A 22,051-nucleotide genomic window follows, 5' to 3' on the forward strand; every position below is an offset into this window, starting at 1 on the left:
GGCTGTGACCGAGCTGAAGCGCCTCACGAAGCGACAGCTCCAGGACCTTCTTGGCACGCGGCGTGAACGGGATGTGCCCGGCCGGTGCGCTCATGCCGCGGCCGATGATCTCCTCGACCTGCAGCCGCACACCCTCCAGCGAGATGCCCAGGCTCTCCAGGGCCCTGGCCACCACGTCCTCGCCGGCCAGGCCGCTGGAGCCTTCGGTTTCGCGGACGAGCCCGAGCAGCAGGTGCTCGGTGCCGATGTACTGGTGGTTGAGCGTCCTGGCCTCTTGCTGCGCCAGTACGATCACTCGCCGTGCTTGGTCGGTGAACTGCTCGAACATGTCCTCACGCCGCGATCATGGCTTCGGTGCGTCAGCGACAGCACACCTCTTCAGTGTCGGCTCGTTGTGCCCCGGTGTCAGTGCCGCGAACGCCCCCTCTGGCAGGGTCCTTCGGCCCTTCGTCCGGCCGCCTTCGTGACCACCGAGATTTCTTGCGGTGTCACAGCGCCGCAGTTTCTCGGTGATCACAGGTGGCGGGTTAGCGGAGCAAACGCCGGGGTAGATCACGGCCCGTTCACAGCTTTGGGACCGCCCGGGAAACTGTGGGACCGCCCGGAAACATGGCTGTGGGACCGCCCAGGAAACATGGCTGTCCTACCGTCGTCAGGATGGCTCTGACGCCTGCGGAGGCGACATGACGCGAGACGAGATCGGCCAGGCCGTGATGGCGGCGAAGGTAGAGCGCGGCCTGTCCTGGCAGGAGCTGGCCGACGCGGTCAGCAAGCCGGTGGCGTGGGTCGTCGCGGCGCTTCTCGGGGAGCATCCCCTGCACCCCGTCGACGCCGCGACCCTGGCCGCCAAACTCGGCCTGCCCGAGCGGGCCACGCCGATCCTCATGACGCCGATACGCGGCCAGGTGCTCACGGCCGCGTCGACGGATCCCGCCGGCCGCCGGGCCTACGAAGTACTGGACAGCTACCGGGCCGGTTGATCCATATCCACCGATCGTCGCCGTACACTGTCCCCGTCCAGTCGATGATCGACACTCGGGTGGCAGGACAGGGGGACGATCGTGGGCGACGCGGCGGCCGGCAACATGGTGACGACGACCGGTGGACGGGTACGGGGCGCGCGGGTCGCGGACGGCGTGCTCGCCTTCCGCGGGATTCCCTATGCCGCACCGCCCTTCGGCCCGGGGCGGCTACGCGCCCCGCAGCCGGCGTCGGCGTGGGACGGTGTCCTGGACGCCGTCGACTTCGGACCGATTCCGCCGCAGCCGACCATGGCGTTGCCCGGCATGCCGACGTGGACCCCGGACGACGGCGACGACATCCTCACCGTCAACGTCTGGGTGCCCGAGCAGAGCCACACCGGGCTGCCGGTCCTGGTCTGGATCTACGGCGGCGCGTACACGAGCGGCTGCGCGGACACGTACAACCCCACCGAACTCGTACGGACCGGGCTGGTCGTGGTGACCTTCAACTACCGGGTCGGGTTCGAGGGGTTCGGACACGTGCCGGGCGCGCCGGACAACCGGGGCCTGCTCGACCAGGTCGCCGCGCTGCGTTGGGTACGGGAGAACATCGCGGCGTTCGGCGGCGAACCGGACAACGTCACCATCGCCGGGGAGTCCGCCGGGGCCGGTTCGGTGATCGCGCTCGCCGTGATGCCGTCGGCGGCCGGCCTGTTCCGCCGCGCTATCGCGCACAGCGTGCCCAGCGAGTTCCTGTCGGTACGCGCGGCCGAGACGATCGGCGCCCGGATCGCCGAGGCGGCCGGGGTACCCGCCACGCTGGACGCGCTGGCCGGGGTGCCCCCGCAGCGGCTGATCGACGCCGCGACGTCGGTGGCGGTGGGGTTCCGTCAGGATCCGGCCGCCGGGCAGCGGTACTACCTGCCCACGATCTTCGACCCGGTGGTGGACGGCGACGTGCTGCCGGACACTCCGCTGAACGCCGTCGCCGCCGGTGCGGCCGTCGGCGTCGACCTGCTCTTCGCGCACACCCTGGACGAGTTCCGGCTGTTCAGCGTCGGCGGTACCGCGCCGGCGCTGACCACCGACGCCGAGCTCGCCGCGGTCGCCGCCGCGTTCGGGCTGTCGGCCGAGCGGCTGGCCGACTACCGGGCGCTCGTGCCGGACGCGGCGGTGCCGGACGTGTACGCGATGATCATGACGGACTTCCTGTTCGGTGAGTACACCACCCGGCTGGCCGAAGCCGCCGCACAGGCCGGCGGCAACGTCTTCCTGGCCCGGTTCGCGTGGCAGAGCAGGGCGTTCGGCGGCGCCCTCAAGGCCTGCCACGCCGCCGATGTGCCGTTCAGCTTCGGCGACGTGCGGGAGGACAACCCGTTCGTCGGGATGCTGCTCGACGGGCCGCCCACCGAGCAGGACCTGGCGTTGGCGGCACGGATGGTGCGCGCCTGGGCGGACTTCGCCGCCACCGGCGACCCCGGCTGGCAAGCCGTCACCGCGGAGGCCACTCCCGTGAAGATCTGGGATCTGACGGACCGGATGGACACCGACACCGGCTCCGGAACCCGGGCGCTGTGGAAGGGGATCGACTTCCCGCCGGTCGAACTGTGACAATCGTGCCGGAGGTTGCCATGGGAGGTCAGCAACGGCAGTTCGATGGGCACGCCGGCCCGTTGCACGTACGGATGTGGCCGAACGCGCGGCCCGAGCGGGTGGTCCTGCTCTGCCACGGGTACGGCGAGCACATCGGCCGCTACGAGCACGTGGCGGCGGTGCTGGTCGCCGACGGCGCGACGGTCTACGGGCCCGACCATGTCGGCCACGGACGGTCGGCGGGGGAGCGGGTGGTCATCGCCGACTACGAGGCGGTCGTCGACGACCTGCACCTGGTGGCGGCGCGGGCCCAGGCGGAGAACGCCGGCCTGCCCATGGTGCTGATCGGGCACTCGATGGGCGGCACGATCGCCACCCGGTACGCGCAGCGCCACGGCTCCGACCTCGCCGGGCTGGTGTTGTCCGGCCCGGTCCTCGGGCAGTTCGCCGCCATCGAGCAGATGCTCGCGCTGGCGGAGATCCCGGACGTCCCGATCGACATCAGCACCCTGTCCCGCGATCCCGCCGTCGGCGCCGCGTACGCCGCCGACGAGCTGGTCTGGCACGGCCCGTTCCGCCGGCCGACGCTGCTGGCGTGGCAGCGCGTACTCCGCGATATCGCCGCCGCGCCGCCGCTGGGCGACCTGCCCGTCCTGTGGGTCCACGGTGCGGACGACACCCTGGTCCCCCTCGTCGACAGCCGCGGCGGGATCGAGGGGCTGGGCGCCACCCGCCTGGTCGAGCGGATCTACCCGGGCGCCCGGCACGAGGTGTTCAACGAGACCAACGCCGACGAGGTCCTCGCGGAGGTGACCGCGTTCGTCAAGCGGGTCGCCGGGTAGCCCGACCTACCGGCGTAGCACCGTGAGGAAGCGGCCGGCCGCGGCCTGCAGCGCCTCGGCCATCTGCGACAGGCCGTCCTTGGTACCGGATGGCCCGGCCTTCCCCTCGGCCGCCACGTTGATGCCGTCCACCATGCTCTCCACGTCGTGCATGGAGGTCATGACCGTCTCCATCGCGGTGACCACCTCGCCGGTCTGGTCGCGGATCCCGGCCACCTGGGAGCTGATCTCGGCGGTCGCGCGGGCCGTCGCGTCCGCCAACTGCTTCACCTCGTTGGCGACGATGGCGAACCCGCGACCGGCGTCACCGGCGCGCGCCGCCTCGATGGTCGCGTTGAGGGCGAGCAGGCGGGTCTGCGCGGCGACGCTGTTGATCAACTGGACGACCTGCTCGATCTGTACCGACGACTCACTCAGGGAACGGATCGCACCGGCCGACTGCTCGGCCGCCACCACGGTGGCGCGGGTCGACTCGGCGAGGCTCCCCGCCGAGGCGCTCAGCTCGGTGGAGGCCGCCGCGACGTGCTCGGACATCGACATGACGACCGTCTCGAACTCGTCGGCCAGCTCCAGCCGGTGCCGGGTCGCCTCGTCCAGGGTCTCCGCGCCCCGCCGGATGTCCAGCCGGGCGTTGTCGATGATCTCGGCGCCGCGCCGGAACGCGCCGCGCATGCCGCGCCGCAGGAACCGGCGGTGGTACCGGCCGGAGCCGGCGGCCGCGAGCGAGCCCGTCGACTCCCGGATGAACGCGTCGGTGAGGTCCATCAGCCGGTTGAGGCCGTGGCGGGCATCTGCCACCTCGGGCAGCTCGTCCTCGCCGGCCAGGCGCTGCAGGCGGGCCTCCAGGTCGCCCTGTGCCGCCTGGTCGCAGAAGCGGGCGATGGTCCGGAGCGCCTCGCTGAGCGCTTCCGCCCGGGCGGCGTCGTCGTGACCGGTACTTCTCCGCAGCACACTCATCGGGCCACCTTCTCCGGCTCGAGCGACCATACGTACTCGTCGTAGCTGCCCGCGTCGGCGCGTACCACCCGGTCGAGCAGCGCCGACGACGCCGCGACGGCATCGGGGGTACGGGTGTGCCGGCGCTCCTCGGCGAGCAGCCGCTGGTACACCGGCGTGATGCGGGCGAGGGCGGCCGGGTCGGCGGTGCGGCGGTTGGAGTGGAAGCCGATGATCTGACCGCCGGCCGAGAACGTCGGGGTGACGTGCGCGAACACCCAGTAGTGCGCGCCGTCACCGGACAGGTTGACCACGTACGCGAACAGCTCGTCGCCGGCCGAGATGGTGTCCCACAACAGTTTGAAGATGCAGCGGGGCATGTCGGGGTGGCGGATGACGTTGTGCGGCTTACCGAGGAGCTCCTCTTCGGTGTACGCGCTCACCCGGCAGAACACGTCGTTGACGTAGGTCAACCGGCCCGCCGGATCCGTCTTGCTGACGATCACCTCGTCGTCGGCGAACGTCCGCTCGACGCCGCTCGGCCGTACCGTACCCTGTCGCACCCGCGCCTCCACTGGCCAGAAACCTGCTGGTCTATCGGCCGGTGGAGCTGCCGCGTTAGCGCAAGGAAGAAAGATCACGTAGGGGAGGGCTGGAACTCCCGAGGACCCGCCGGCTGCGGCGACGCGGGCCTGGTACCGATGACGACGGTCGTGTCCGACTCGTCGTCATCGTCGGAGCCGGCGGAGGCGGAGGCGGAGGCCGAGGTGGCCACCCGCGGGGTCAGCCCGCTGCCGGCGAAGGCTTCGACGGCCCGCGGTGCCTGTCGCTCGCTCGTCTCGACCAGCAGGTGGCCGCCGGGTGCCAGCCAGCGGGGCGCCGCGGCGGCCACCCGGCGCAGCACGTCCAGGCCGTCCGCGCCGCCGTCGAGCGCCACCCGCGGCTCGTGTACGCGCGCCTCCGGCGGCAGCAGCCCGACCTCGTCGGTGGGTACGTAGGGCACGTTGGCGATGAGCACGTCGACGCGGCCCCGCAGCGCGGCGGGCAGCGGCTCGTAGAGGTCGCCCTGGTACACCCGACCACCGGCGGTGGCGACGTTGCGGTGGGCGCACCGCACCGCTACCGGGTCGATGTCGACGGCGTACAGCTCGGCCGGTACCCGGGCCGCGGCCAGCGCCGCGCCCAACGCGCCCGAGCCGCAGCACAGGTCGACGACGACGGACCGCGGCCGGGCGAGCGCGGCGGCCTGACGGACGAGGAACTCGGTGCGGCGGCGGGGTACGAAGACCCCGGGCTCCACGACGATCCGCAGACCGCAGAACTCCGCCCAGCCGACCACGTGCTCCAGCGGCAGGCCGGCCGCCCGCCGCTGCACCATGGCGGCCAGGTCGGCCGGCGTGGCGGCCGCGGAGATGAGCAGCCGCGCCTCGTCCTCGGCGAAGACACAGCCGGCGGCCCGGAGCTTCTCGACGACGGCCGAGAAGCCTGCTCCGGACCCCGACGTCTCCGTCACGCGCCGGTCGGTACCGGCTCGCGCTCGTCGCGCGCCAGCGGCGCGGTCGAGACGGCGTCGTCGGTGCGGGCCCGGGTCGCCCGCCAGCAGCAGACGAGCAGGAGCGCGATGCCGGCGACCATCGCCAGCAGCGGCACCTCGGGGCCGAGTACCGGTTGCCAGGCGCCGCGCAGCGGGTTGAGCGGCGTGAACGCGCTGTTCTGCGGCAACCCCCGCTGCCAGCGCACCATAGCTGTGCACAGGGCGACGAGGTGGATGGGCAGCAGCGTCACGGCGAGGGTACGGGTGAGCGAGCCGATGCGCCGCGCGCCGAGCGGCACGTCACCGCGGGTGCTCAGCAGGTACGCGGCCAGCAGCGGCAGCCCGACCGCGAGCGGCAGCATGTACCGGCCTTGCGAGGCGTACCCGAACCGCTGGACGCTGACGGCGTCGCTGAGCGTCGGTACCGCGAACGTCGCGGCCGCGATCGCGAGCAGCCGCCACCGGTCCACCCATCGTGCGAACGCCAGTGCGGTGAACAGCAGCGAGCCCACCGCCGCGTACCACGCCAGGTAGGACAGGCTGGGCAGCGGCGTGTCGTCGTACGACATCCGGCCGACCATCTGCTCGACGTAGGCCGGCCAGCGGCTGATCGCCTCGTGCTTGACGGCCTGCCCGAACGTGACGTCGACGCCCATCGTGATGAGAGTGGCGGCGTGCATGCCCACCGTCCACGCCGCACCCGCGACGACCCCGGCCGCCACGACCACAGCCCAGACGCGGGCCCGGACCGAGCGCCACAGCTCGCGCACCAGGGCGCGGCTGGTCGGCAGCAACAGGACGCCGAGCGCGAGCGCCAGCCACAGGGGACCGAGCGACCGGAGGGTGGCGAGGGTCACCGCGGCCACGCCGACCCGGCGCATCAGTACCGGGTCGAGCCGCGCCGGGCGGTTGAGCAGCAGCGGGATCCCCGCGGCGAACAGCGCGATGCCCGCGGCGATCTCCACCCCGGCCGGGTTGACCGAGCCGGCGAGGTGGAAGAGCAGTGGGGTCGTGGCGACCAACACGCCGGCCAGCATCCCGCCGTGGGCCGTCCACTTCAGGGCGCTGTGCAGCGCCCCGGTCAGCAGGCCCGCCACCATCGCCGCGGTCAGCAGGCGGGCCAGGAGGACGCCGGTCCAGTCGGGCCAGAAGCGCAGCGGCCATCCGACGACGGCGTAGTACACCGGGTTGTACCGGCCGGCACGGGTGACCACCTCGGTCAGGGTGGCGTCGCCGCCGGGCTCCGGCTGACACGCCGCGGTGCGGTGCGACTGCATCTGGAAGCAGACCGGACGAATGAGACTCTCCGGTACGGTCTGGTAGGCACCAGTGCCCATTCCGGCAGTGGTCGCCCGGGAGAACACCTCGCCGCGCGCCACGCCGACCGCCCGCGCGACGTGCTCCGCCTCGTCCGGTGGGGCGTTGTACGGGGCGGCGACGGCCCAGGCCGCGCCGCACAGCAGCAGCGCCAGGAACACAGCCGGCCAGGCCAGGCGTGCAAAACGGCGGCCGGAGCCGCCATCGGAAGATTCGGCGAGGTGCATGACGACAGAGCATAGGCGTCCGGGTGGACGCGGGCGGGGGCAGGCAGTCGGCGGGATCTGACCCCGGATGGGGGATTGTGCCGCGAACCTCATCGGGGATTAGGCGATGAACGAAGACAGATGGCACACTGCGCGGATGCCCGCGTCCACTCCGACCGCTCCGCCCACCGGTTCCGACTCCGACTCCAGAGGGGAAGGCGTCCGGGCGACCTCGGTGGCGGGCGGACTGACCCGTACCGTCGGTGCCCTGTTCGGACACAGTGCGTTCCGCTTCCTGGTCAGTGGCGGGGCGGGCGCAGCCGTCGACGGGGGCATGCTCTTCCTCCTCCACGGCAAGCTGCACGTATGGCTACCGCTGGCCACCTTCCTCTCGGTCGCCACGTCGTACGGCGTCAACTTCAGCCTGAACCGGTTCTGGTCGTTCAACAGCGTGGCCCGGGTGGGCGGGCAGATGGCGCGGTACCTCATCCTGGCGGCCGGCAACTGGATCTTCAACGTCGCCATGGTGACCGGCCTGGCCGCGCTCGGCCTGCACTACCTGGTGGCCAAGCTCATCACGCTCGCGGTTGCGGGCGCGCTCAACTACGTCGGCTACCGGGTCTGGGTGTTCCGGTAGGACGTCAGCCGGCCGTGGCCGGTACGCCCGTCAGGGCCCGGGCCTCGTCGACGATCTGCGCGACGCTGGGGATGACGGCCCGCTCCAGCGGCTCGGAGTACGGCATGGGCACGTCGGGCACGGCCACCCGCCGGATCGGTGCCGTGAGCCTGTCGAAGGCGCCGGCCTGGATGCGGAAGGCCAGCTCCCCGGTGGTACCGAAGCTGGCGTAGTCCTCGTCCACCAGCAGCACGCGACCGGTCTTGCGAGCCGACGCGACGAGCGTTGCGCTGTCGAGCGGTACCAGCGTACGGACGTCGATGACCTCGGCCGAGATCCCGTCGTCGGCCAGGCGGGCGGCCGCCTCCAGGCTGCGCCGGACCATCAACGCCGTCGCGACGATGGTCACGTCGATACCCGCGCGGCGGATCGCCGCCAGGCCGAACGGGACGGAGTACGGGTCGGTCGGGACGTCCTCCTCCTCGCCCTCGAACGGCATGCCGGGGTGGCCGGTCAGGAGCTTGTGGCCGAAGACGACGACCGGGTTGGGGTCGGCCAGCGCCGTCGCGGTCAGCCCCTTGGCGTCGTAGGCGGTCGACGGTACGACCACCTTGATGCCGGGCACGTGCGCGAAGAGCCCGTACAGGAGTTCGGAGTGTTGCCCGGCGTCCCCGTAGCCGCCGCCGACGGCGGTCACCACGGTCACCGGCATCCGGTACTGGCCGCCCGACATGTAGTGGTTCTTCGCCAGGTGGTTGTAGATCTGGTCGAAGCAGGTGCCGAGGAAGTCGACGAACATCAGCGAGACCACCGGGCGCATGCCGGTCGCGGCGGCGCCCACCGCCAGGCCCATGAAGGTTTGTTCGGCGATGGGGGTGTCGATCACCCGGTCCCGGCCGTACTTCTCCTGGAGTCCGGCGGTGAAGCCGAACACGGCGCCCCAGTAGGTCACGTCCTCGCCCAGGACGACCGTGTTCGGGCTCTCGGCCATCTCCTGGTCGATGGCCTCCGAGATGGCCGGTGCGATTCCTCTGAGCATCCTCATGCGAACACTCCGGTCAGCGCCTCGACCGGATTGGGCAGCGGGCTCTGCTCGGCGAACCTGATCGCCTCTACGGCCTCGGCGGCCGCGGATCGGCGCAGCTCGGTCAGGGTCTCGTCGTCGGCCCACTCGAGCCGCTGCAGCCGGCGGGCCAGCCGGGAGATCGGGTCGAGCCGCTCCCAGAGCTCGACCTCTTCGCGGGTCCGGTAGCCACCGGGGTCGCCCTCGAAGTGCCCCCGGAAGCGGTAGCAGACCGCCTCGACCACGGTCGGCCCGTACCCGTCGCGGGCGCGGTTGACGGCGTCCCTGGCCGCCTCGTGGACATCGACGATGTCCATGCCGTCGACCAGGTACGCCGGGATGTTGTGGCTCTGGGCGCGCTGGTAATGGTGGTTGGTGGCCTGCGCGGCCCACTTCGGTGTGGAGTCCGCGTATAGGTTGTCCTCGATCACGATCACCAGCGGCAGTTGCCAGAGGGCCGCGATGTTCAGGGTCTCGGCGAACGTGCCGTGGTTGGCTGCGCCCTCGCCGGAGAACGCCACCGCCACGTTCCTGTCCTCCTGGTACAGGAAGCTGAAGGCGGCACCGGCCGCCTGCGGGTACGAGGCGCCGACGATCCCACTGTTGAAGAAGCGCTTGTTCCTGGAGAACAGGTGCATCTCGCCGCCCTTGCCCCGGCACAGGCCGGTCACCTTGCCGAAGATCTCGGCGGCCAGGCGCGCGGGGTCGACGCCCTTCGCGATCGCGTGGTGGTGCGCGCGGTGCGTGCTGACGACCGCGTCGTCGTCGGTGAGCTGCGCACACACCGCGACGGCGACAGCCTCCTGGCCGACCGCCAGGTGGATCTCGCCCCGAATCGGCCCGACCGCCATGTTGAACTCGTCCGTCTTGCCGGTCCAGTACCGGTCGCGGATCGCTTCCTCGAAGACGCGGATCAGGCACATCCGCCGGTAGGCGTCCAGCAGCGCGTCCCGGTCGAGTCCGGCCTCCGCGATCCGGAACGGCAAGTCCGTGTCACTCGGCTCGGGTCTCCACATCCGGGATCTCCTCACCTGCGAGCCGGCGGTCTTCGGACATCCGTTTCAGCGGCTACCCGGCACGCCTACCCCGAAACGGGGCGCGGACGCTGTTTGACCCCCGCCTAGCCACCGACCGCAGGCTTCAGTCGGAGGCCCGTTCGGTCAGCGGGAGCCTGACCTGGAAGCGGGTGTCGCCCGGCTCGGAGACCAGGCCGATGTCGCCGCCGTGCCGGTTGACCACGATCCGGTACGCGATGTCGAGGCCCAGCCCGGTCCCCTCGCCGACCGGTTTCGTGGTGAAGAACGGCTCGAAGACCCGTTGGCGCAGCTCAGCAGGGATCCCGGGGCCGTTGTCGCCGATCTCGACGAGGATCCGGTCACCGTCGAGGCCGGTGCGGATCGTGAGCGTGCCCGACCCGTTCATGGCCTGTACCGCGTTGTCGATGAGGTTGGTCCAGACCTGGTTGAGCTCGCCGGGGTGGGCCGGGATCCGGGGCAGCGTACGGTCGAAGTCCTTGACGACCCGTACGCCGTCGCCCATCTTGTGCGTGAGCATGACGAGCGTGCTTTTCAGCCCCTCGTGCACGTCGACCCACTGGTACGAGGCCCGGTCGAGCTGGGAGTACTGCCTCGCCGCGGCGACCAGCGACGACACCCGGGTGCCGGCGTCCTCGATGTCGGTCATGAGCTGCTCGGTCTCCAGGGCGTACCCGATCCAGCGCAGCGCCTGGTCGAGCAGGTCGGGCGCCACGCTGCCGGCGATCTCCTCCAGGCAGTCGACGTCGAGGCCGCCGGTGGCGAACATGGGCGCCAGGTCCCAGCCGGCCGCCACGCCGTGCTCGTCCATCCAGTCGCCGAGGGCGTCCTCGCGGTCGCTGGCCTGCAACGGGCTCAGCTCGGGCGCCTTCGCGGCGCGCTCGATGATCGGCTCGACCAGCTTCGTCAACGCCCGCAGCTGCTCGGGGGCGATCCGGCCGTCGGCCAGCATGCCCAGCTTGTGGCGCATGCCCGCGACCCGCTCGCGCAGGGCGGCGGTCGCCCGTACCGTGGCCGCGGCCGGGTTGTTGAGCTCGTGCATCAGCCCGGAGGTGAGCGAGCCGAGCGCGGCCAGGCGCTGGCGCTCGCCGATCACGGCCTGGGTGTTGCGCATGCCGAAGAAGAGGCCTTCGAGCAGGTGCATCGCCATCGGGAACCAGTCGCGGACCATCGTCGCGAAGTCCTCGGCCGGCAGCGCGAAGAACCTGCAGTCGGTGACCGCCCGCATCGAGGCGGCATAGGTGGCGGCCTCGGCCTCGACGTGGCGCAGGTAGGCCCGGGTCGCGCCCATGTACGCGCCGCGCTGGTCGGTGCGCACGGTCTCCACCTCGTCCTGCTGTACCCGCCGGGACAGCGAGAGCGTCCCGGACAGCAGTACGACGAACAGCTCGGCCGGGTCGCCCTCGGTGAACACCGTGGCGCCCGCGGGATACGTACGTTCGCTGCCGTGCGCGGCGAGCCAGTCGAGCTGCTCGCCGGTCAGGCCCTCGAACAGGAACAGCGTCTTGAGCTCGGCAGGAGTCATCCGGTCTCCAGGTACTTGTGGACGAGCGTCACGGCCATGGCCCCCTCTCCGACCGCGGACGCCACGCGTTTGACGGAGTTGGCCCGCACGTCCCCGGCGGCGAACACGCCGGGGACGCTGGACTCCAGGTAGAACGGGTCACGGTCCCGGTCCCAGCCCGGCGGCCGCTGCCCGTCGACCAGCAGGTCGGGTCCGGTACGGACGAAGCCCCGGGAGTCGCGGCACACCGCGCCGTCGAGCCATTCGGTGTGCGGCTCGGCGCCGATGAACACGAACAGGTGCCCGCAGGGCAGCGTGCTGGTCGTACCTTCCTTGCTGTCCCGGACGGTGATCGTCTCCAGGTGCCCGTCGCCGTGCGCCTCGACCACGCTGCAACGGGTGCGCACCACGATGTTCTCCACCGCCGCGAGCTGCTGGATCAGGTAGTACGACATCGACCGCTCCAGCGAGTCGCCGCGGACCAGGAGGGTCACGCTGCGGGCGTACCGGGAGAAGAAGAGCGCCGCCTGCCCGGCCGAGTTGGCCCCGCCGACGATGTACACGTCGGTGCCCGCGCACGCCGGCCCCTCGGTGGCGGCCGAGCCGTAGTAGACGCCGCAGCCGGTCAGCTTGGTCACGCCCGGCGCGACCAACGGCCGGTACGAGACCCCGGTCGCGATGATCACCGAGTGGGCGGACAGCTCGCCGCCGTCGTTGAAGCGCACCACCCGGGCCGGGCCGCGGGTCTCCAACGCCACCACGTCCCGGGTGGTGAGCACCTCGGCCTCGAACTTTCCGGCCTGCCGGCGCGCCCGCTCGGTGAGCTGCGCGCCCGACACCCCGTCGGGGAAGCCCAGGTAATTCTCGATACGGGAGCTCTGGCCGGCCTGCCCGCCGATGGCCCGGCGCTCGACCAGTACCGTCCGCAGCCCCTCCGAGGCACCGTAGACCGCCGCGCCCAGTCCGGCCGGGCCACCGCCGATGATGACGAGGTCGTAGAAGTCGCGTACCGGCGCGGTCGACAGCCCGACGACACCGGCGACCTCGGCGCTGGTGGGTGCGGCCAGCGCCTGCCCGTCGGGGGTCACGACGAGCGGGATCGCCTCCGGGCCCGCCCCGGCGGCGTCCAGCAGTCGGCGCCCCTCCGGCTCGTCGGCGGCGAACCACCGGTAGGGCACCAGGTTGCGGGCCAGAAAATCGCGGATCTTGTACGAGGGTGCGCTCCACCGGTGCCCGACGACCTTGACCTCGTCCACGTCCCGGTCACCGGCGGCCTGCCAGGACTCCAGCATGGCGTCCACCACCGGGTACAGCTTCTCCTCGGGCGGGTCCCACGGCTTGAGCAGGTAGTGGTCGACGTCGACGACGTTGATGGCCTGGATCGCCGCGTCGGTGTCGGCGTACGCGGTCAGCAGCGCCCGCCGGGCGTGCGGGAACAGGTCCATCGCCTGCTCCAGGAACTCGACGCCGTTCATCTGCGGCATCCGGTAGTCGGCCAGCATGACCGCCACCCGCCCGCCGCGCAGCTTGAGTTCCCGGAGCGCGTCGAGGGCGTCGGCGCCCGCGGACGCCCGGACGACCTGGTAGTCCTGCCCGTAGCGGCGGCGCAGGTCGCGGGCGACGGCACGGGAGACGGCCTGGTCGTCGTCGACGGTGAGCATGGCCGGACGGCCCACGGTGTATCGCCTCGCTTCGGTCGGTCACCGATTGGCGCGCACCCGCCATTATCCCGCTCATGCTCCCGCATCCCCACGATCATCGAGAGTTTCGGGCGCCATGACAGCCACAACTCTCGGTGATCATGGTTGGGTCGGGGGTCAGCGGAACAGCTTCTCCACGTAGTCGGCGCCGAGGCCCACCCGCTCGTAGTGCTCCTTGCACAACGCGATGTAGTCGAAGACGTCGAACGTGCCGACGGGGTCGCCGTTCTCGTCCAGCCAGATCAACGGGCCGGTCACGTTGAAGGTCACCCGCATCGGCTCGTCGGACTCGTACGCGACCAGCGTGTGCGCCTCGCCCGGCGCCTCGTAGACGAAGTCGCCGGCGGTCGCCACCCAGTCGTGTTCGAGGTAGCCCCACTTCCCGGAGATCGTGCACGCGAAGACCTGCTGCGGGTGGTAGTGGCGGTTGACCAGGCCGGCGCCGCGCGCGTACAGCACGTCGCACCACCGGTTCTGTCCCGGCGATATCCACAGTGGACGCGAGCCGACGGTCGGGGAGAAGGGAACGTAGAAGCGCTCGTCGTCGGTCGGGGCGTTCGTGATGTGGGCCTCCGGCAGCGCCTCCGGCCGGAACACCTGCTTGATCGGCCGCAGGTCACGCCAGAACTCGTTCCCGGGCAGTTCGGCCCTTGAGTCGCTCATGGTTCCTCCCATGCTGTCGGCCTCCGGCCTCAGTCGGCCCCGGCCTCCAGCAAATAGGCGATCGTGAAGATAATCAATACCGGCCACGCTCCGGTATGGTCAGAGCCCGACCGACATGGGGGAACACGTCGTGACGCTGCTGTCCACTCCGCGTAGCCGTTTGGCGGTGCTCGCCGCCGTGGCGGCCGCCGTCGCCGTCATCATCGTCGCGGCGCTGATGTCGTCGCTGGGTGGCTCCCCGCAGACGGTGGAGCCCGTCGGGCGGGCCGCGCCCGTCGCGTCCGGGACTCCGGCGGCCTCGCCCTCGGCGGTGGCAGACAGCCCGTCGCCGAGCCCCAGCCCGACCCCGAGCGCCAGCCCGACCCCGGCGCCGACCCGGAAGACCGCCTCGGGCAAGGTCCTGCCGCCCCCGCCCAAGCAGGTGGTCATCGCCAACCCGCCGCCGCCCGCGTCCGGCGGCAGGCCGCCCGGTCCGAGCACCCCGCCGCCCGGGGCGAGCTGCCCGAAGCTGAACGGACCGGTCGCGCCGCGCTCCGACGTGGCCGCCGCGATGGACGCGGCCGCCGGTCGTTCGTACCGGCCGACCTTGAGCCTGGACGACCACAACCCGCCGCCGATCGCCGTACGGCCGCTGCTCGTCCAGGGCGTCGGCTGGATGGAGAGCGGCTGGCAGTCCACGATCGAATCGTGCGACGGCGGGCTGGGCACCATGCAGGTGATGGCCGACACCGCTACCTGGATGAACCAGAAGTACGGCACCGACTACGACCGGGCCTCGCTGACCGGCAACATCAACATCGCCACCGGCTACCTGGCCTGGCTGACCCGCTACTTCGGGGACCGGTACTTCAACGGCGACTACAGCCTGGCCGGCAGCCCGGACAAGCTGGTCCTGCTGGACCTGGTGATCTCCGCGTACCAGGCCGGGTTCGGCGTCGTGGACAACGCGATGGCCGCCGGGCGGGACCTGCCCAACCGGTGGTACGTCGACACGGTCGAGGGGTTCATGACCCGCAAGCCCTGGACCGCGCCGGCGTGAGCGAGGGGAAACCAGTTCGGTAAGCAGGGGACAACTGCAGATCAAACAGTTCCCATGCGGGCCGGTGGCAGGCCGAGCATGACGTCCGCGCCGAGCGTGCCGAGGATGCGGGCGGCGTAGGCACTGACCGCGGTCAGCCGGAGCCGTACGCCCACCTGTGCGCTGATGCGCTGGGCGACCACGAGGGTGCCGATTCCGGTGGAGTCGATGGAATCCAGCCTGCGAAGGTCCAGACCAATGGTGCGGATTCCGCCGCGGTTGAGGAGCGCGGTGATGGCGCTCCGGAGCCGGTGGGCGGTTGTGGAGCCCAGTCTGCCGCCCACAGCCATGATGACTTCGTCGGGCCCGGCCGGTTCGACTCCGATCCGGAGGTTTGCCTGCTCGTGAGGGACTACGTCGTCCATAGTCCGGTCATCCTAGTCACACAAACGACGGCGACGACACAACCAACGGTGTCGTGTCCGGAGCGCTTTCACGGCCCTCGAGTGCGCGGAAGCCATTGTGGATTAAGGGTTTCTTTGGCGTGGATGAAGGTTGTATTTGGACCCGGCGTGGCGGCCCGGGTGAGTGGGTCGGATAACAGGAGCACGGGCTTGGCGGCGCCGGAAGCCGTCGGTAATGTCGATACGTCTGATCCGGAAGCTCGTCACAACGGGTGGCGCCGGAGCGGACCCGCCGAGTCGCGTTCAACGAGCCGGGGACCCATCGCAAGTCCTGGGGTGAATCCGTGGGCCATGGCCTGCGGTAGGGCACCTTTCGCGCCCGAATCCGTCAGCTAACCCGGTAGGCGGCAGCGTAAGGAGATCTACCTGTGCACGTCATTCCCAGCTCCCATGCTCGCCGATTTCTCCGCCGTGCCGTGTGTGCATTCCCGGCGGCTGAGGTCCACGTCGGTCCCTGACCGTTACGAATGTCAGGCCGAGTCCTTTCAGTGACCTGACCGCTTCGCGGTCGCTGATTCCGCCTGACCGTGTGCGCGTTCGCACACCTGCCTCAGCTCGTCTGTCTTTCCTGCATCTCGGAGCCATCGCTGGCCCTATGGCCATTGATGGTTCCGGTACGGCTTTGGAGAATCCAATGAGTTCTGCACATCGACGTAGGCGGTTCCGGCACGCGGCGGGCTCCGGCCTGCCTCGGATGGCGGTCGTTCCGCAGATCACCCCCATCCTCCGTGGCGCGGCTGCGAGCATCGCTCTCGGCGGAGTCGGTGCCGTTTCCTGGGCCGCCTCGCCGGCCGCCGCCGCTGTTGCGGCGGAACCGCCGCGGGCAACGACTGTCATCGCGTCCGGTCCGGTGCTCACCAGCGCGGAGCAGCAGACCGGCGACGTTGACATCGCAGACGTCATCGGCTGGCTGCTCGGCGCAGCGCCGGAGCCCATCGAGACTGGACCGTCGGCTGACCCGGCGGCCGATTCAGCCCCGGCCGGCTCACACTCGTCCGGTACGACGCCACCGTCGTTCAACGTCCCCGCAGTACAGCCGGTTGCCGGGCTGGGCCGGGTCGAGATGGACAACGCCGCCGCCATCGTTGCGGCCGGCAAGCAGTTGAACCTGCCCAGTCGCGCGTACGTGGTGGCGATCTCCACCGCGCTGCAGGAGAGCCGCCTGCGTAATCTCGCCAACCCGAACGTGCCGGGGTCGATGGACCACCCCAACGAGGGGGTGGGGTACGACTACGACTCGGTGGGCCTGTTCCAGCAGCGGCCGAACTGGGGAACCGTCGACCAGTTGATGGATCCCCAGGAGTCGGCCCGGCGGTTCTACGCCGCTCTGGTCCAGATTCCCGGCTGGGAGCAGATGGCCGTCACCGACGCGGCGCAGACCGTGCAGCAGTCGGCGTTCCCCGGCGCGTACGCCCAGCATCAGTGGCTTGCCGAGCAGATCGTGGCCGCCATCGGATAGCGGCTACCTCGGTCGCGGGTGAGCAGCCGGCCGCCGGGTCAGGAGGCGAGCCGCAGCGGCACGACCACCGGACAGCCGGCGGCCGGGTCCTGCAACACGACCGACTCGACGCCGTAGAGCTGCCGGACGAGCTCGGCTGTCACGACCGTGTGCGGCGGCCCCTCGGCCACGATGCGGCCGGCGTGCAGCGCGACGAGATGATCGGCGTAGCGGCAGGCCGACGTCAGATCGTGGACGACGACCACGACCGTGCGCCCGGCGGCGGCCAGATCCCGCAGCAGTTCGAACACCTCGAGCTGGTGGCCGAGGTCCAGGGCCGCGGTCGGCTCGTCGAGCAGCAGTACCGGGGTGTCCTGGGCGACCGCCATGGCGATCCATGCCCGCTGGCGCTGCCCGCCCGACAGCGTCTCCAGCTGCCGGTCGGCCAGCGCGGTGATGTCGGCTGCCGCCAGCGCCCGTTCGACGGCCAGCTGGTCCTGCGGCGACCACTGCCGCAGCAGCCCCTGGTGGGGCAGCCGGCCGAACCGGACGAGGTCTGCCACGGTCAGGCCGTCCGGCGCCTGGGCCGTCTGCGGCAGTAGCCCGATGCTGCGCGCCGCCTCCCGCGCGGACATCCGGGCCAGCGCGCGGCCGTCGAGCAGCACGGCGCCGCCGCTCGGGCGGTGCAACCGGCTGAGCCCGGCGAGCAGGGTGCTCTTGCCGCAGCCGTTCGGGCCGACGACGGCGGTGAGCCGGCCGGGCGGCAGTTCCAGCCGCAGGGCGTCGACGGCGACGGCCCGATCGTAGGACAGGGTGAGGTCGTCGGCGCGGAGCACGGCGGTCCTGGACGGGGTCACGGCACTCGAGGACGGGGTCACGGCAGCCTCCGGGGGCGCGAGCTGAGTAGGAGCCAGACGAGGTAGGGGCCGCCGACGATGGAAGTGACCAGTCCGACCGGCACCTCGACCGGGGCCGCGACGGTGCGACCGGCGGTATCGGCGAGGAGCACCAGTACGGCCCCCGCCAGCCCGCTGCTGAGAACCGGGACGCCGCGGGGGCCACAGACGCGCCGGGCGGCCTCCGGCGCGACCAGCGCCACCAGGCCGAGCGGTCCGCCGACGGCGACCGCCGGCCCGGCGCAGACCACGGCGAGGGCGAGCGCGGCGAGCCGGACGGCCCGGACCCGTACGCCGAGCCCGGCGGCCACGGTGTCCGGAAAGCGCAGGGCGGTCAACCTGTGACCCACGAGGACGGCCAGCGGCAGGCATCCGGCGAGGCCGACGCCGAGCAGCGTGACCGGCAGCGCGGGCCGTGCGTTCAGGCTTCCGACGGCCCACGGGAAGGCGGCGTTGGCCGCGTCGATCGGGGCGCGGACGAGCAGCAGGTTGGTCACCGCGCCCAGCACCGCGCCGACCCCGAGTCCGACGACGACGAAGCGGTACCCGGAGGTGCCGGCGCCGCCGGCCAGCGCCAGGGCCAGCGCGGCGGCGGTGGCGGCGCCCACCAGCGCCATGCCCGACGGCAGCAGCGAGGTCGAGACGCCGACGACGGAGGCGACCGCGAACGCGGTGGCGCCGTCGTCGATGCCGACCGTGCCGGGCGTGGCCAGCCGGTTGCGGGCCAGGGTCTGCATCAGGCAGCCCGAGACGCCGAGCGCGGTGCCGACGAGCAGGCCCGCCTGCAGCCGCGGCAGGCGCAGTCGCTGTACCACCAGTACGTCCGCGGCGTCGCCGACGCCGACCAGCGCGGCGAGCGAGCGCAGCGGACCGACCGACGCGGTGCCGACCGACAGCGCGGCTGCGGCGGCGACGACGAGCAGGGCGGCCAGGAGTGTGCAGCCCACCGCTGCGCGTACCGGGACCAGGACGGTGAGGTTGCGTAACCGCAGCAGCCGGGTCCCGGCAGGGGATGGAATGGTCGTCATAGCGCGGGTACCCGTCGAGCTCGGACGACGGCGACGAGCACGGGTGCGCCGATCAGGGCGGTGACCACCCCGAGCGGCATCTCGTAGGGGCGCACGAGCAGCCGGGAGGCGACGTCCGCGCCGAGCACCACAGCCGGCCCGAACAGCACCGACGGCACCAGCGCCCGGCGCAGGTCCGGTCCCACCAGGGCCCGGGCTGCGAAGGGTACGACCAGCCCGACGAAGCTGATCGGGCCGGCCACCGCGGTGGCGCCACCGACCAGCAGGGCGACCGCCACGACGGCGCCCAGCCGGGCCCGCCGGGGACTGTGGCCGAGGCCGGTGGCCACCTGCTCGCCGAGGGCGAGTGCGGCCAGCGGGCGGGCGACGAGCGTCACGAGTAGTCCGCCGAGCAGTAGGGCCGGGACGGCGCCGACGAGTACACCCAGGTCGCGGCCGGCGACCGCGCCCACGGTCCAGAACCGCACCTCGTCGGCGCTGCGCTGATCGACCAGCAGCAGTACCGACGTGATCGAACCCAGCACGCCGGTGAGGGCCGCCCCCGCCAGGATCAGGCGCACCGGGTCGTCGCCCACGCCACGCAGCCGGGCCGCTCCGAGCGCGGCCAGGCAGCCGAGCAGGGCGCCGAGTACCGCGATGTGCGGCCCGACTGTCGCGACGCTGCCACCGAGTGCGATGACGAGCACGACGGCGGTCGAGGCCCCGGCGCTGACGCCGAGCAGCCCCGGTTCGGCGAGGGGGTTGCGAGTCGCGGCCTGCAGCACGGTGCCCGCCGTGCCCAGTGCCGCACCGACGACCGCCGCCACCACGGTACGCGGCCAGCGGAGCTGCCAGACGGCGAAGGTGGCGTCGGGGTCGCCGGCCGCGCCGATGAGCACGCGCAGTGCCCTCACCGGACCGACCTGCCCGCTCCCGACGAGCAGCGACGCGACGGCGGCCACGACCAGTACGGCAGCCGGAGCGACCACCGCGGCGGTCCAACGGAGGGTGGACCGGCGCGGTCCCACCTCGGGCGTCAGCGGGCCGGCGGTCGCCGGTGCCTCATCGACCAGCACGCATCCTCCAGGCCATCGGGTATGTCAGCCAGACCACGGTCGCGTCTGGCGAAGATCATGTTAGGTTAGGCAAACCTTACCCCTAGAGCGGGGTTCCCTCGTCGACCGTTCGGAGCCACCACATGACCCTTCCGTCGCTGTCCCGCCGGCGGTTCACCGCCGCGCTCGCCGTCCTGCCGCTCGCCCTCGGCGCCCTCGGCGCCCTCGGCGCCTGCGGTACCTCGGCCACCCCGGCAGCCGCCGGGAACGGCGCCCAGACCCGGACTGTGAAGACCGCCTTCGGTGACGTCACCGTGCCCGCCGCGCCCAAGCGCGTCATCGCGTTGGGCGACACCGTCCTGGACAGCGCGCTCGTGCTGGGTGTGACGCCGGTGGGCACCCTGTCGAGCCGCGGCGGCAACACGGTCTCGACCTACCTCGCCGACAAGGCGGGCAGCGTCCCGATCGTGGGCACCGTGCGCGAGACCAACCTCGAGGCCGTGGTCACGGCCAAGCCGGACCTCATCCTGGCCGCCGCCGGCACCGCGCAGGCGCAGTACGACGCGCTCAAGGCGATCGCCCCCACGGTCGTAGCCGCCACCACCGGCTCCGGCGACTGGGAGAGCGAGACCCGTACCGTCGCGGCGGCCCTGGGCCAGAAGGACCGGGGCGACCAGCTGCTCGCCGACATCGACAAGCGCGCCAAGGACATCGCCGCCCGCCGCGCCGGTACCGGGACCGCCGCGATCGTGCGCTGGATGCCCACCGGGCCCCTCATCATGTCGTCGTCGCTGATGGCTGGACGGCTGGTCCAGCTCGCCGGCGACAAGCTGCCGGCGGCGGCCAACTTCACCGACAAGCCGCACACGGACCCGCTCAGCCTGGAGAACCTGAGCCAGGTGGACGCCGACTTCATCTACGTCGCGACGCTCAACGCGGATGGCGAGAAGGCGCTCGCGGCGGCCATGGCCCAGCCCGCGTTCGCGCGCCTCAGGGCCGCCGGTTCCGGCAAGGTCGCCACCGTCGACGGCGGGGTCTGGAGCAGCGCCGCTGGACCGATCGCCGCAGGCAAGGTGCTCGACGACATCGAGCGGCTGCGGCGCGCCGGCTGATCAACCGCCGAGGAGCGGGCCGGCGTGAGCGGCGCCGGCCCCGCCCGATGTCCACCGGCAGGTGCCGCCGTAGGGTCGACATCAGCTCAACCACAGGAGTGCCGATGACAGATCGTCCAGGACGCAGAAGCCCCCGGGTGACCACCGCGTACGTGCGGTCTGTTGACCGGATCACCCCGCACATGGTCCGGCTCGTGCTCGGCGGTCCGGGGTTGACGGGCTTCGCCGCGGACGAGTACACCGACCACTACATCAAGCTGCAGTTCCCGGTCGAGGGGGTGACGTACCCGGAGCCGTTCGACCTGGAGCGGATCCGCTCCGAGCTACCGCGCGACCAGTGGCCACGTACCCGCACGTACACCGTGCGCCGCTGGGACGGGCAGCGACGCGAACTCACCATCGACGTCGTCCACCACGGCGACGAGGGCCTCGGGGGTCCCTGGGCGGCACGGCTGCAGCCGGGCGACGAGGTCCGGTTCGCCGGGCCCGGTGGCGGGTACGCGCCCGATCCGGCCGCCGACTGGCACCTGCTGGCCGGCGACGAGAGCGCCCTGCCCGCCATCGCGGCATCCCTGGAGAGGCTGCCGGCGGCCGCGCGGGCGTACGCGTTCATCGAGGTCAGCGGCCCGGAGGAGGAGCAGAAGCTGGAGACGTCCGCCGACGTCGCCGTCACGTGGCTGCACCGGGGTGACGCCCGCGTCGGCGAAGCCCTCGTCCGTGCGGTCTCCGAGCTGGACTTCCCGCCCGGCAGGGTCCAGCTGTTCGTGCACGGCGAGGCGGGTTTCGTCAAGCAGCTGCGCCGTCTGCTGTACGTCGAACGCGGGGTCCCCAGGCAGGGCCAGTCCCTGTCCGGGTACTGGCGGGTCGGCCACGACGAGGACGGCTGGCAGGCCACCAAGCGGGACTGGAACAGTGCCATGGAGCGGGAGCAGGACGGATCGGCATCCTGATCATGCGGGACGTCCGCCGGTGGGAGGTGCTCGCCTCGGCCTGAGTCAGGCGTTCGCGCCGAGCTGCACGGACTCCTAGGGGCCGGCGCTGCCCGAGGTGTCAATCTTCTACAAAAGATTGACGAGTACAAAAGGCAGCGT

Annotated in this window: 22 protein-coding genes and 1 riboswitch; of the genes, 8 read left to right on the forward strand and 14 right to left on the reverse strand. The window is 71.8% G+C overall.

What is annotated here, in order from left to right; translation table 11 throughout:
* Window positions 1-328: Clp protease N-terminal domain-containing protein (locus Pme01_RS29595; protein WP_275408589.1), on the reverse strand; the 328-nt coding region annotated here is incomplete at its 3' end.
* 355 nt (window positions 329-683) lie between these two features.
* On the opposite strand from Pme01_RS29595, the gene Pme01_RS29600 reads away from it, so the two are divergent.
* From Pme01_RS29600 to Pme01_RS29610, 3 genes are all read left to right on the forward strand, one after another.
* On the forward strand, window positions 684-980 hold the full coding sequence (locus Pme01_RS29600; RefSeq protein WP_168118310.1) for a hypothetical protein: 297 nt from the start codon (window positions 684-686) through the stop codon (window positions 978-980).
* 81 nt (window positions 981-1,061) lie between these two features.
* Window positions 1,062-2,573 (forward strand): carboxylesterase/lipase family protein, encoded by a 1,512-nt coding sequence (locus Pme01_RS29605; RefSeq protein WP_203935967.1) that lies wholly within the window; start codon window positions 1,062-1,064, stop codon window positions 2,571-2,573.
* Between the two features lie 20 nt (window positions 2,574-2,593).
* On the forward strand, window positions 2,594-3,397 hold the full coding sequence (locus tag Pme01_RS29610) for an alpha/beta hydrolase (protein WP_168118309.1): 804 nt from the start codon (window positions 2,594-2,596) through the stop codon (window positions 3,395-3,397).
* 6 nt (window positions 3,398-3,403) lie between these two features.
* On the opposite strand, the gene Pme01_RS29615 is transcribed toward Pme01_RS29610, so the two are convergent.
* The 4 genes from Pme01_RS29615 to Pme01_RS29630 all read right to left on the reverse strand — a co-directional run bounded on the left by Pme01_RS29615 (window position 3,404) and on the right by Pme01_RS29630 (window position 7,411).
* Window positions 3,404-4,354 carry a methyl-accepting chemotaxis protein gene (locus Pme01_RS29615; protein WP_168118308.1) on the reverse strand — a complete coding sequence of 317 codons (951 nt, stop codon included), beginning with the start codon at window positions 4,352-4,354 and terminating at the stop codon, window positions 3,404-3,406.
* Window positions 4,351-4,896, reverse strand: coding sequence for a PAS domain-containing protein (locus Pme01_RS29620; RefSeq protein WP_168118307.1), 546 nt, complete (start codon window positions 4,894-4,896; stop codon window positions 4,351-4,353). The genes Pme01_RS29615 and Pme01_RS29620 overlap by 4 nt, the downstream gene beginning before the upstream one ends.
* 74 nt (window positions 4,897-4,970) lie before the next feature.
* The gene (locus tag Pme01_RS29625) at window positions 4,971-5,846 is read right to left on the reverse strand and encodes a putative protein N(5)-glutamine methyltransferase (RefSeq protein WP_168118306.1); all 876 of its coding nucleotides are present in this window, start codon (window positions 5,844-5,846) and stop codon (window positions 4,971-4,973) included.
* Window positions 5,843-7,411 carry a DUF2142 domain-containing protein gene (locus Pme01_RS29630; protein ID WP_168118305.1) on the reverse strand — a complete coding sequence of 523 codons (1,569 nt, stop codon included), beginning with the start codon at window positions 7,409-7,411 and terminating at the stop codon, window positions 5,843-5,845. Before Pme01_RS29630 ends, Pme01_RS29625 begins: the two co-directional genes overlap by 4 nt.
* A gap of 136 nt (window positions 7,412-7,547) precedes the next feature.
* On the opposite strand from Pme01_RS29630, the gene Pme01_RS29635 reads away from it, so the two are divergent.
* Window positions 7,548-8,027 carry a GtrA family protein gene (locus tag Pme01_RS29635; RefSeq protein WP_168118304.1) on the forward strand — a complete coding sequence of 160 codons (480 nt, stop codon included), beginning with the start codon at window positions 7,548-7,550 and terminating at the stop codon, window positions 8,025-8,027.
* A gap of 4 nt (window positions 8,028-8,031) precedes the next feature.
* On the opposite strand, the gene Pme01_RS29640 is transcribed toward Pme01_RS29635, so the two are convergent.
* The 5 genes from Pme01_RS29640 to Pme01_RS29660 form a co-directional block, all read right to left on the reverse strand.
* Window positions 8,032-9,051, reverse strand: coding sequence for an alpha-ketoacid dehydrogenase subunit beta (locus Pme01_RS29640; protein ID WP_203935969.1), 1,020 nt, complete (start codon window positions 9,049-9,051; stop codon window positions 8,032-8,034).
* Window positions 9,048-10,085 carry a thiamine pyrophosphate-dependent dehydrogenase E1 component subunit alpha gene (locus tag Pme01_RS29645; RefSeq protein ID WP_168118303.1) on the reverse strand — a complete coding sequence of 346 codons (1,038 nt, stop codon included), beginning with the start codon at window positions 10,083-10,085 and terminating at the stop codon, window positions 9,048-9,050. The genes Pme01_RS29640 and Pme01_RS29645 overlap by 4 nt, the downstream gene beginning before the upstream one ends.
* Window positions 10,086-10,209: 124 nt before the next feature.
* Window positions 10,210-11,628 (reverse strand): ATP-binding protein, encoded by a 1,419-nt coding sequence (locus Pme01_RS29650; RefSeq protein ID WP_168118302.1) that lies wholly within the window; start codon window positions 11,626-11,628, stop codon window positions 10,210-10,212.
* Window positions 11,625-13,268: an NAD(P)/FAD-dependent oxidoreductase gene (locus tag Pme01_RS29655; RefSeq protein WP_205864502.1), complete on the reverse strand. Its 1,644-nt coding sequence runs from the start codon at window positions 13,266-13,268 to the stop codon at window positions 11,625-11,627. Before Pme01_RS29655 ends, Pme01_RS29650 begins: the two co-directional genes overlap by 4 nt.
* Before the next feature lie 156 nt (window positions 13,269-13,424).
* Window positions 13,425-13,970: a 2,4'-dihydroxyacetophenone dioxygenase family protein gene (locus Pme01_RS29660; RefSeq protein ID WP_168118300.1), complete on the reverse strand. Its 546-nt coding sequence runs from the start codon at window positions 13,968-13,970 to the stop codon at window positions 13,425-13,427.
* A 115-nt stretch (window positions 13,971-14,085) separates the two neighbouring features.
* Between Pme01_RS29660 and Pme01_RS31605 the strand changes: the two genes are divergently transcribed.
* Window positions 14,086-15,009 (forward strand): transglycosylase SLT domain-containing protein, encoded by a 924-nt coding sequence (locus tag Pme01_RS31605; RefSeq protein ID WP_168118299.1) that lies wholly within the window; start codon window positions 14,086-14,088, stop codon window positions 15,007-15,009.
* Window positions 15,010-15,050: 41 nt separating this feature from the next.
* Here the strand turns inward: Pme01_RS31605 and Pme01_RS29670 are convergent, their stop codons facing one another.
* On the reverse strand, window positions 15,051-15,413 hold the full coding sequence (locus tag Pme01_RS29670) for an STAS domain-containing protein (protein WP_168118298.1): 363 nt from the start codon (window positions 15,411-15,413) through the stop codon (window positions 15,051-15,053).
* A gap of 259 nt (window positions 15,414-15,672) precedes the next feature.
* A riboswitch (cyclic di-AMP (ydaO/yuaA leader) is annotated at window positions 15,673-15,814 on the forward strand.
* Window positions 15,815-16,302: 488 nt separating this feature from the next.
* On the opposite strand from Pme01_RS29670, the gene Pme01_RS29675 reads away from it, so the two are divergent.
* Window positions 16,303-16,911 (forward strand): hypothetical protein, encoded by a 609-nt coding sequence (locus Pme01_RS29675; protein ID WP_203935970.1) that lies wholly within the window; start codon window positions 16,303-16,305, stop codon window positions 16,909-16,911.
* Between the two features lie 38 nt (window positions 16,912-16,949).
* On the opposite strand, the gene Pme01_RS29680 is transcribed toward Pme01_RS29675, so the two are convergent.
* The 3 genes from Pme01_RS29680 to Pme01_RS29690 are packed head-to-tail and all read right to left on the reverse strand — an operon-like array spanning window position 16,950 to window position 19,869.
* On the reverse strand, window positions 16,950-17,768 hold the full coding sequence (locus Pme01_RS29680; RefSeq protein WP_168118318.1) for an ABC transporter ATP-binding protein: 819 nt from the start codon (window positions 17,766-17,768) through the stop codon (window positions 16,950-16,952).
* Window positions 17,765-18,814, reverse strand: a complete 1,050-nt coding sequence (locus Pme01_RS29685; RefSeq protein WP_168118319.1) for a FecCD family ABC transporter permease — start codon at window positions 18,812-18,814, stop codon at window positions 17,765-17,767. The genes Pme01_RS29680 and Pme01_RS29685 overlap by 4 nt, the downstream gene beginning before the upstream one ends.
* The gene (locus Pme01_RS29690; protein ID WP_203935971.1) at window positions 18,811-19,869 is read right to left on the reverse strand and encodes a FecCD family ABC transporter permease; all 1,059 of its coding nucleotides are present in this window, start codon (window positions 19,867-19,869) and stop codon (window positions 18,811-18,813) included. Before Pme01_RS29690 ends, Pme01_RS29685 begins: the two co-directional genes overlap by 4 nt.
* A 122-nt stretch (window positions 19,870-19,991) precedes the next feature.
* Here Pme01_RS29690 and Pme01_RS29695 point away from each other — a divergent pair, with 122 nt between their 5' ends.
* On the forward strand, window positions 19,992-20,960 hold the full coding sequence (locus Pme01_RS29695; RefSeq protein WP_168118320.1) for an ABC transporter substrate-binding protein: 969 nt from the start codon (window positions 19,992-19,994) through the stop codon (window positions 20,958-20,960).
* Between the two features lie 104 nt (window positions 20,961-21,064).
* A complete protein-coding gene (locus Pme01_RS29700; protein ID WP_168118321.1) occupies window positions 21,065-21,910 on the forward strand; it encodes a siderophore-interacting protein in 846 nt (281 codons plus the stop codon).
* Window positions 21,911-22,051: the final 141 nt, after the last annotated feature.

Source organism: Planosporangium mesophilum, assembly GCF_016863255.1.
GTDB classification, from domain to species: domain Bacteria; phylum Actinomycetota; class Actinomycetes; order Mycobacteriales; family Micromonosporaceae; genus Planosporangium; species Planosporangium mesophilum.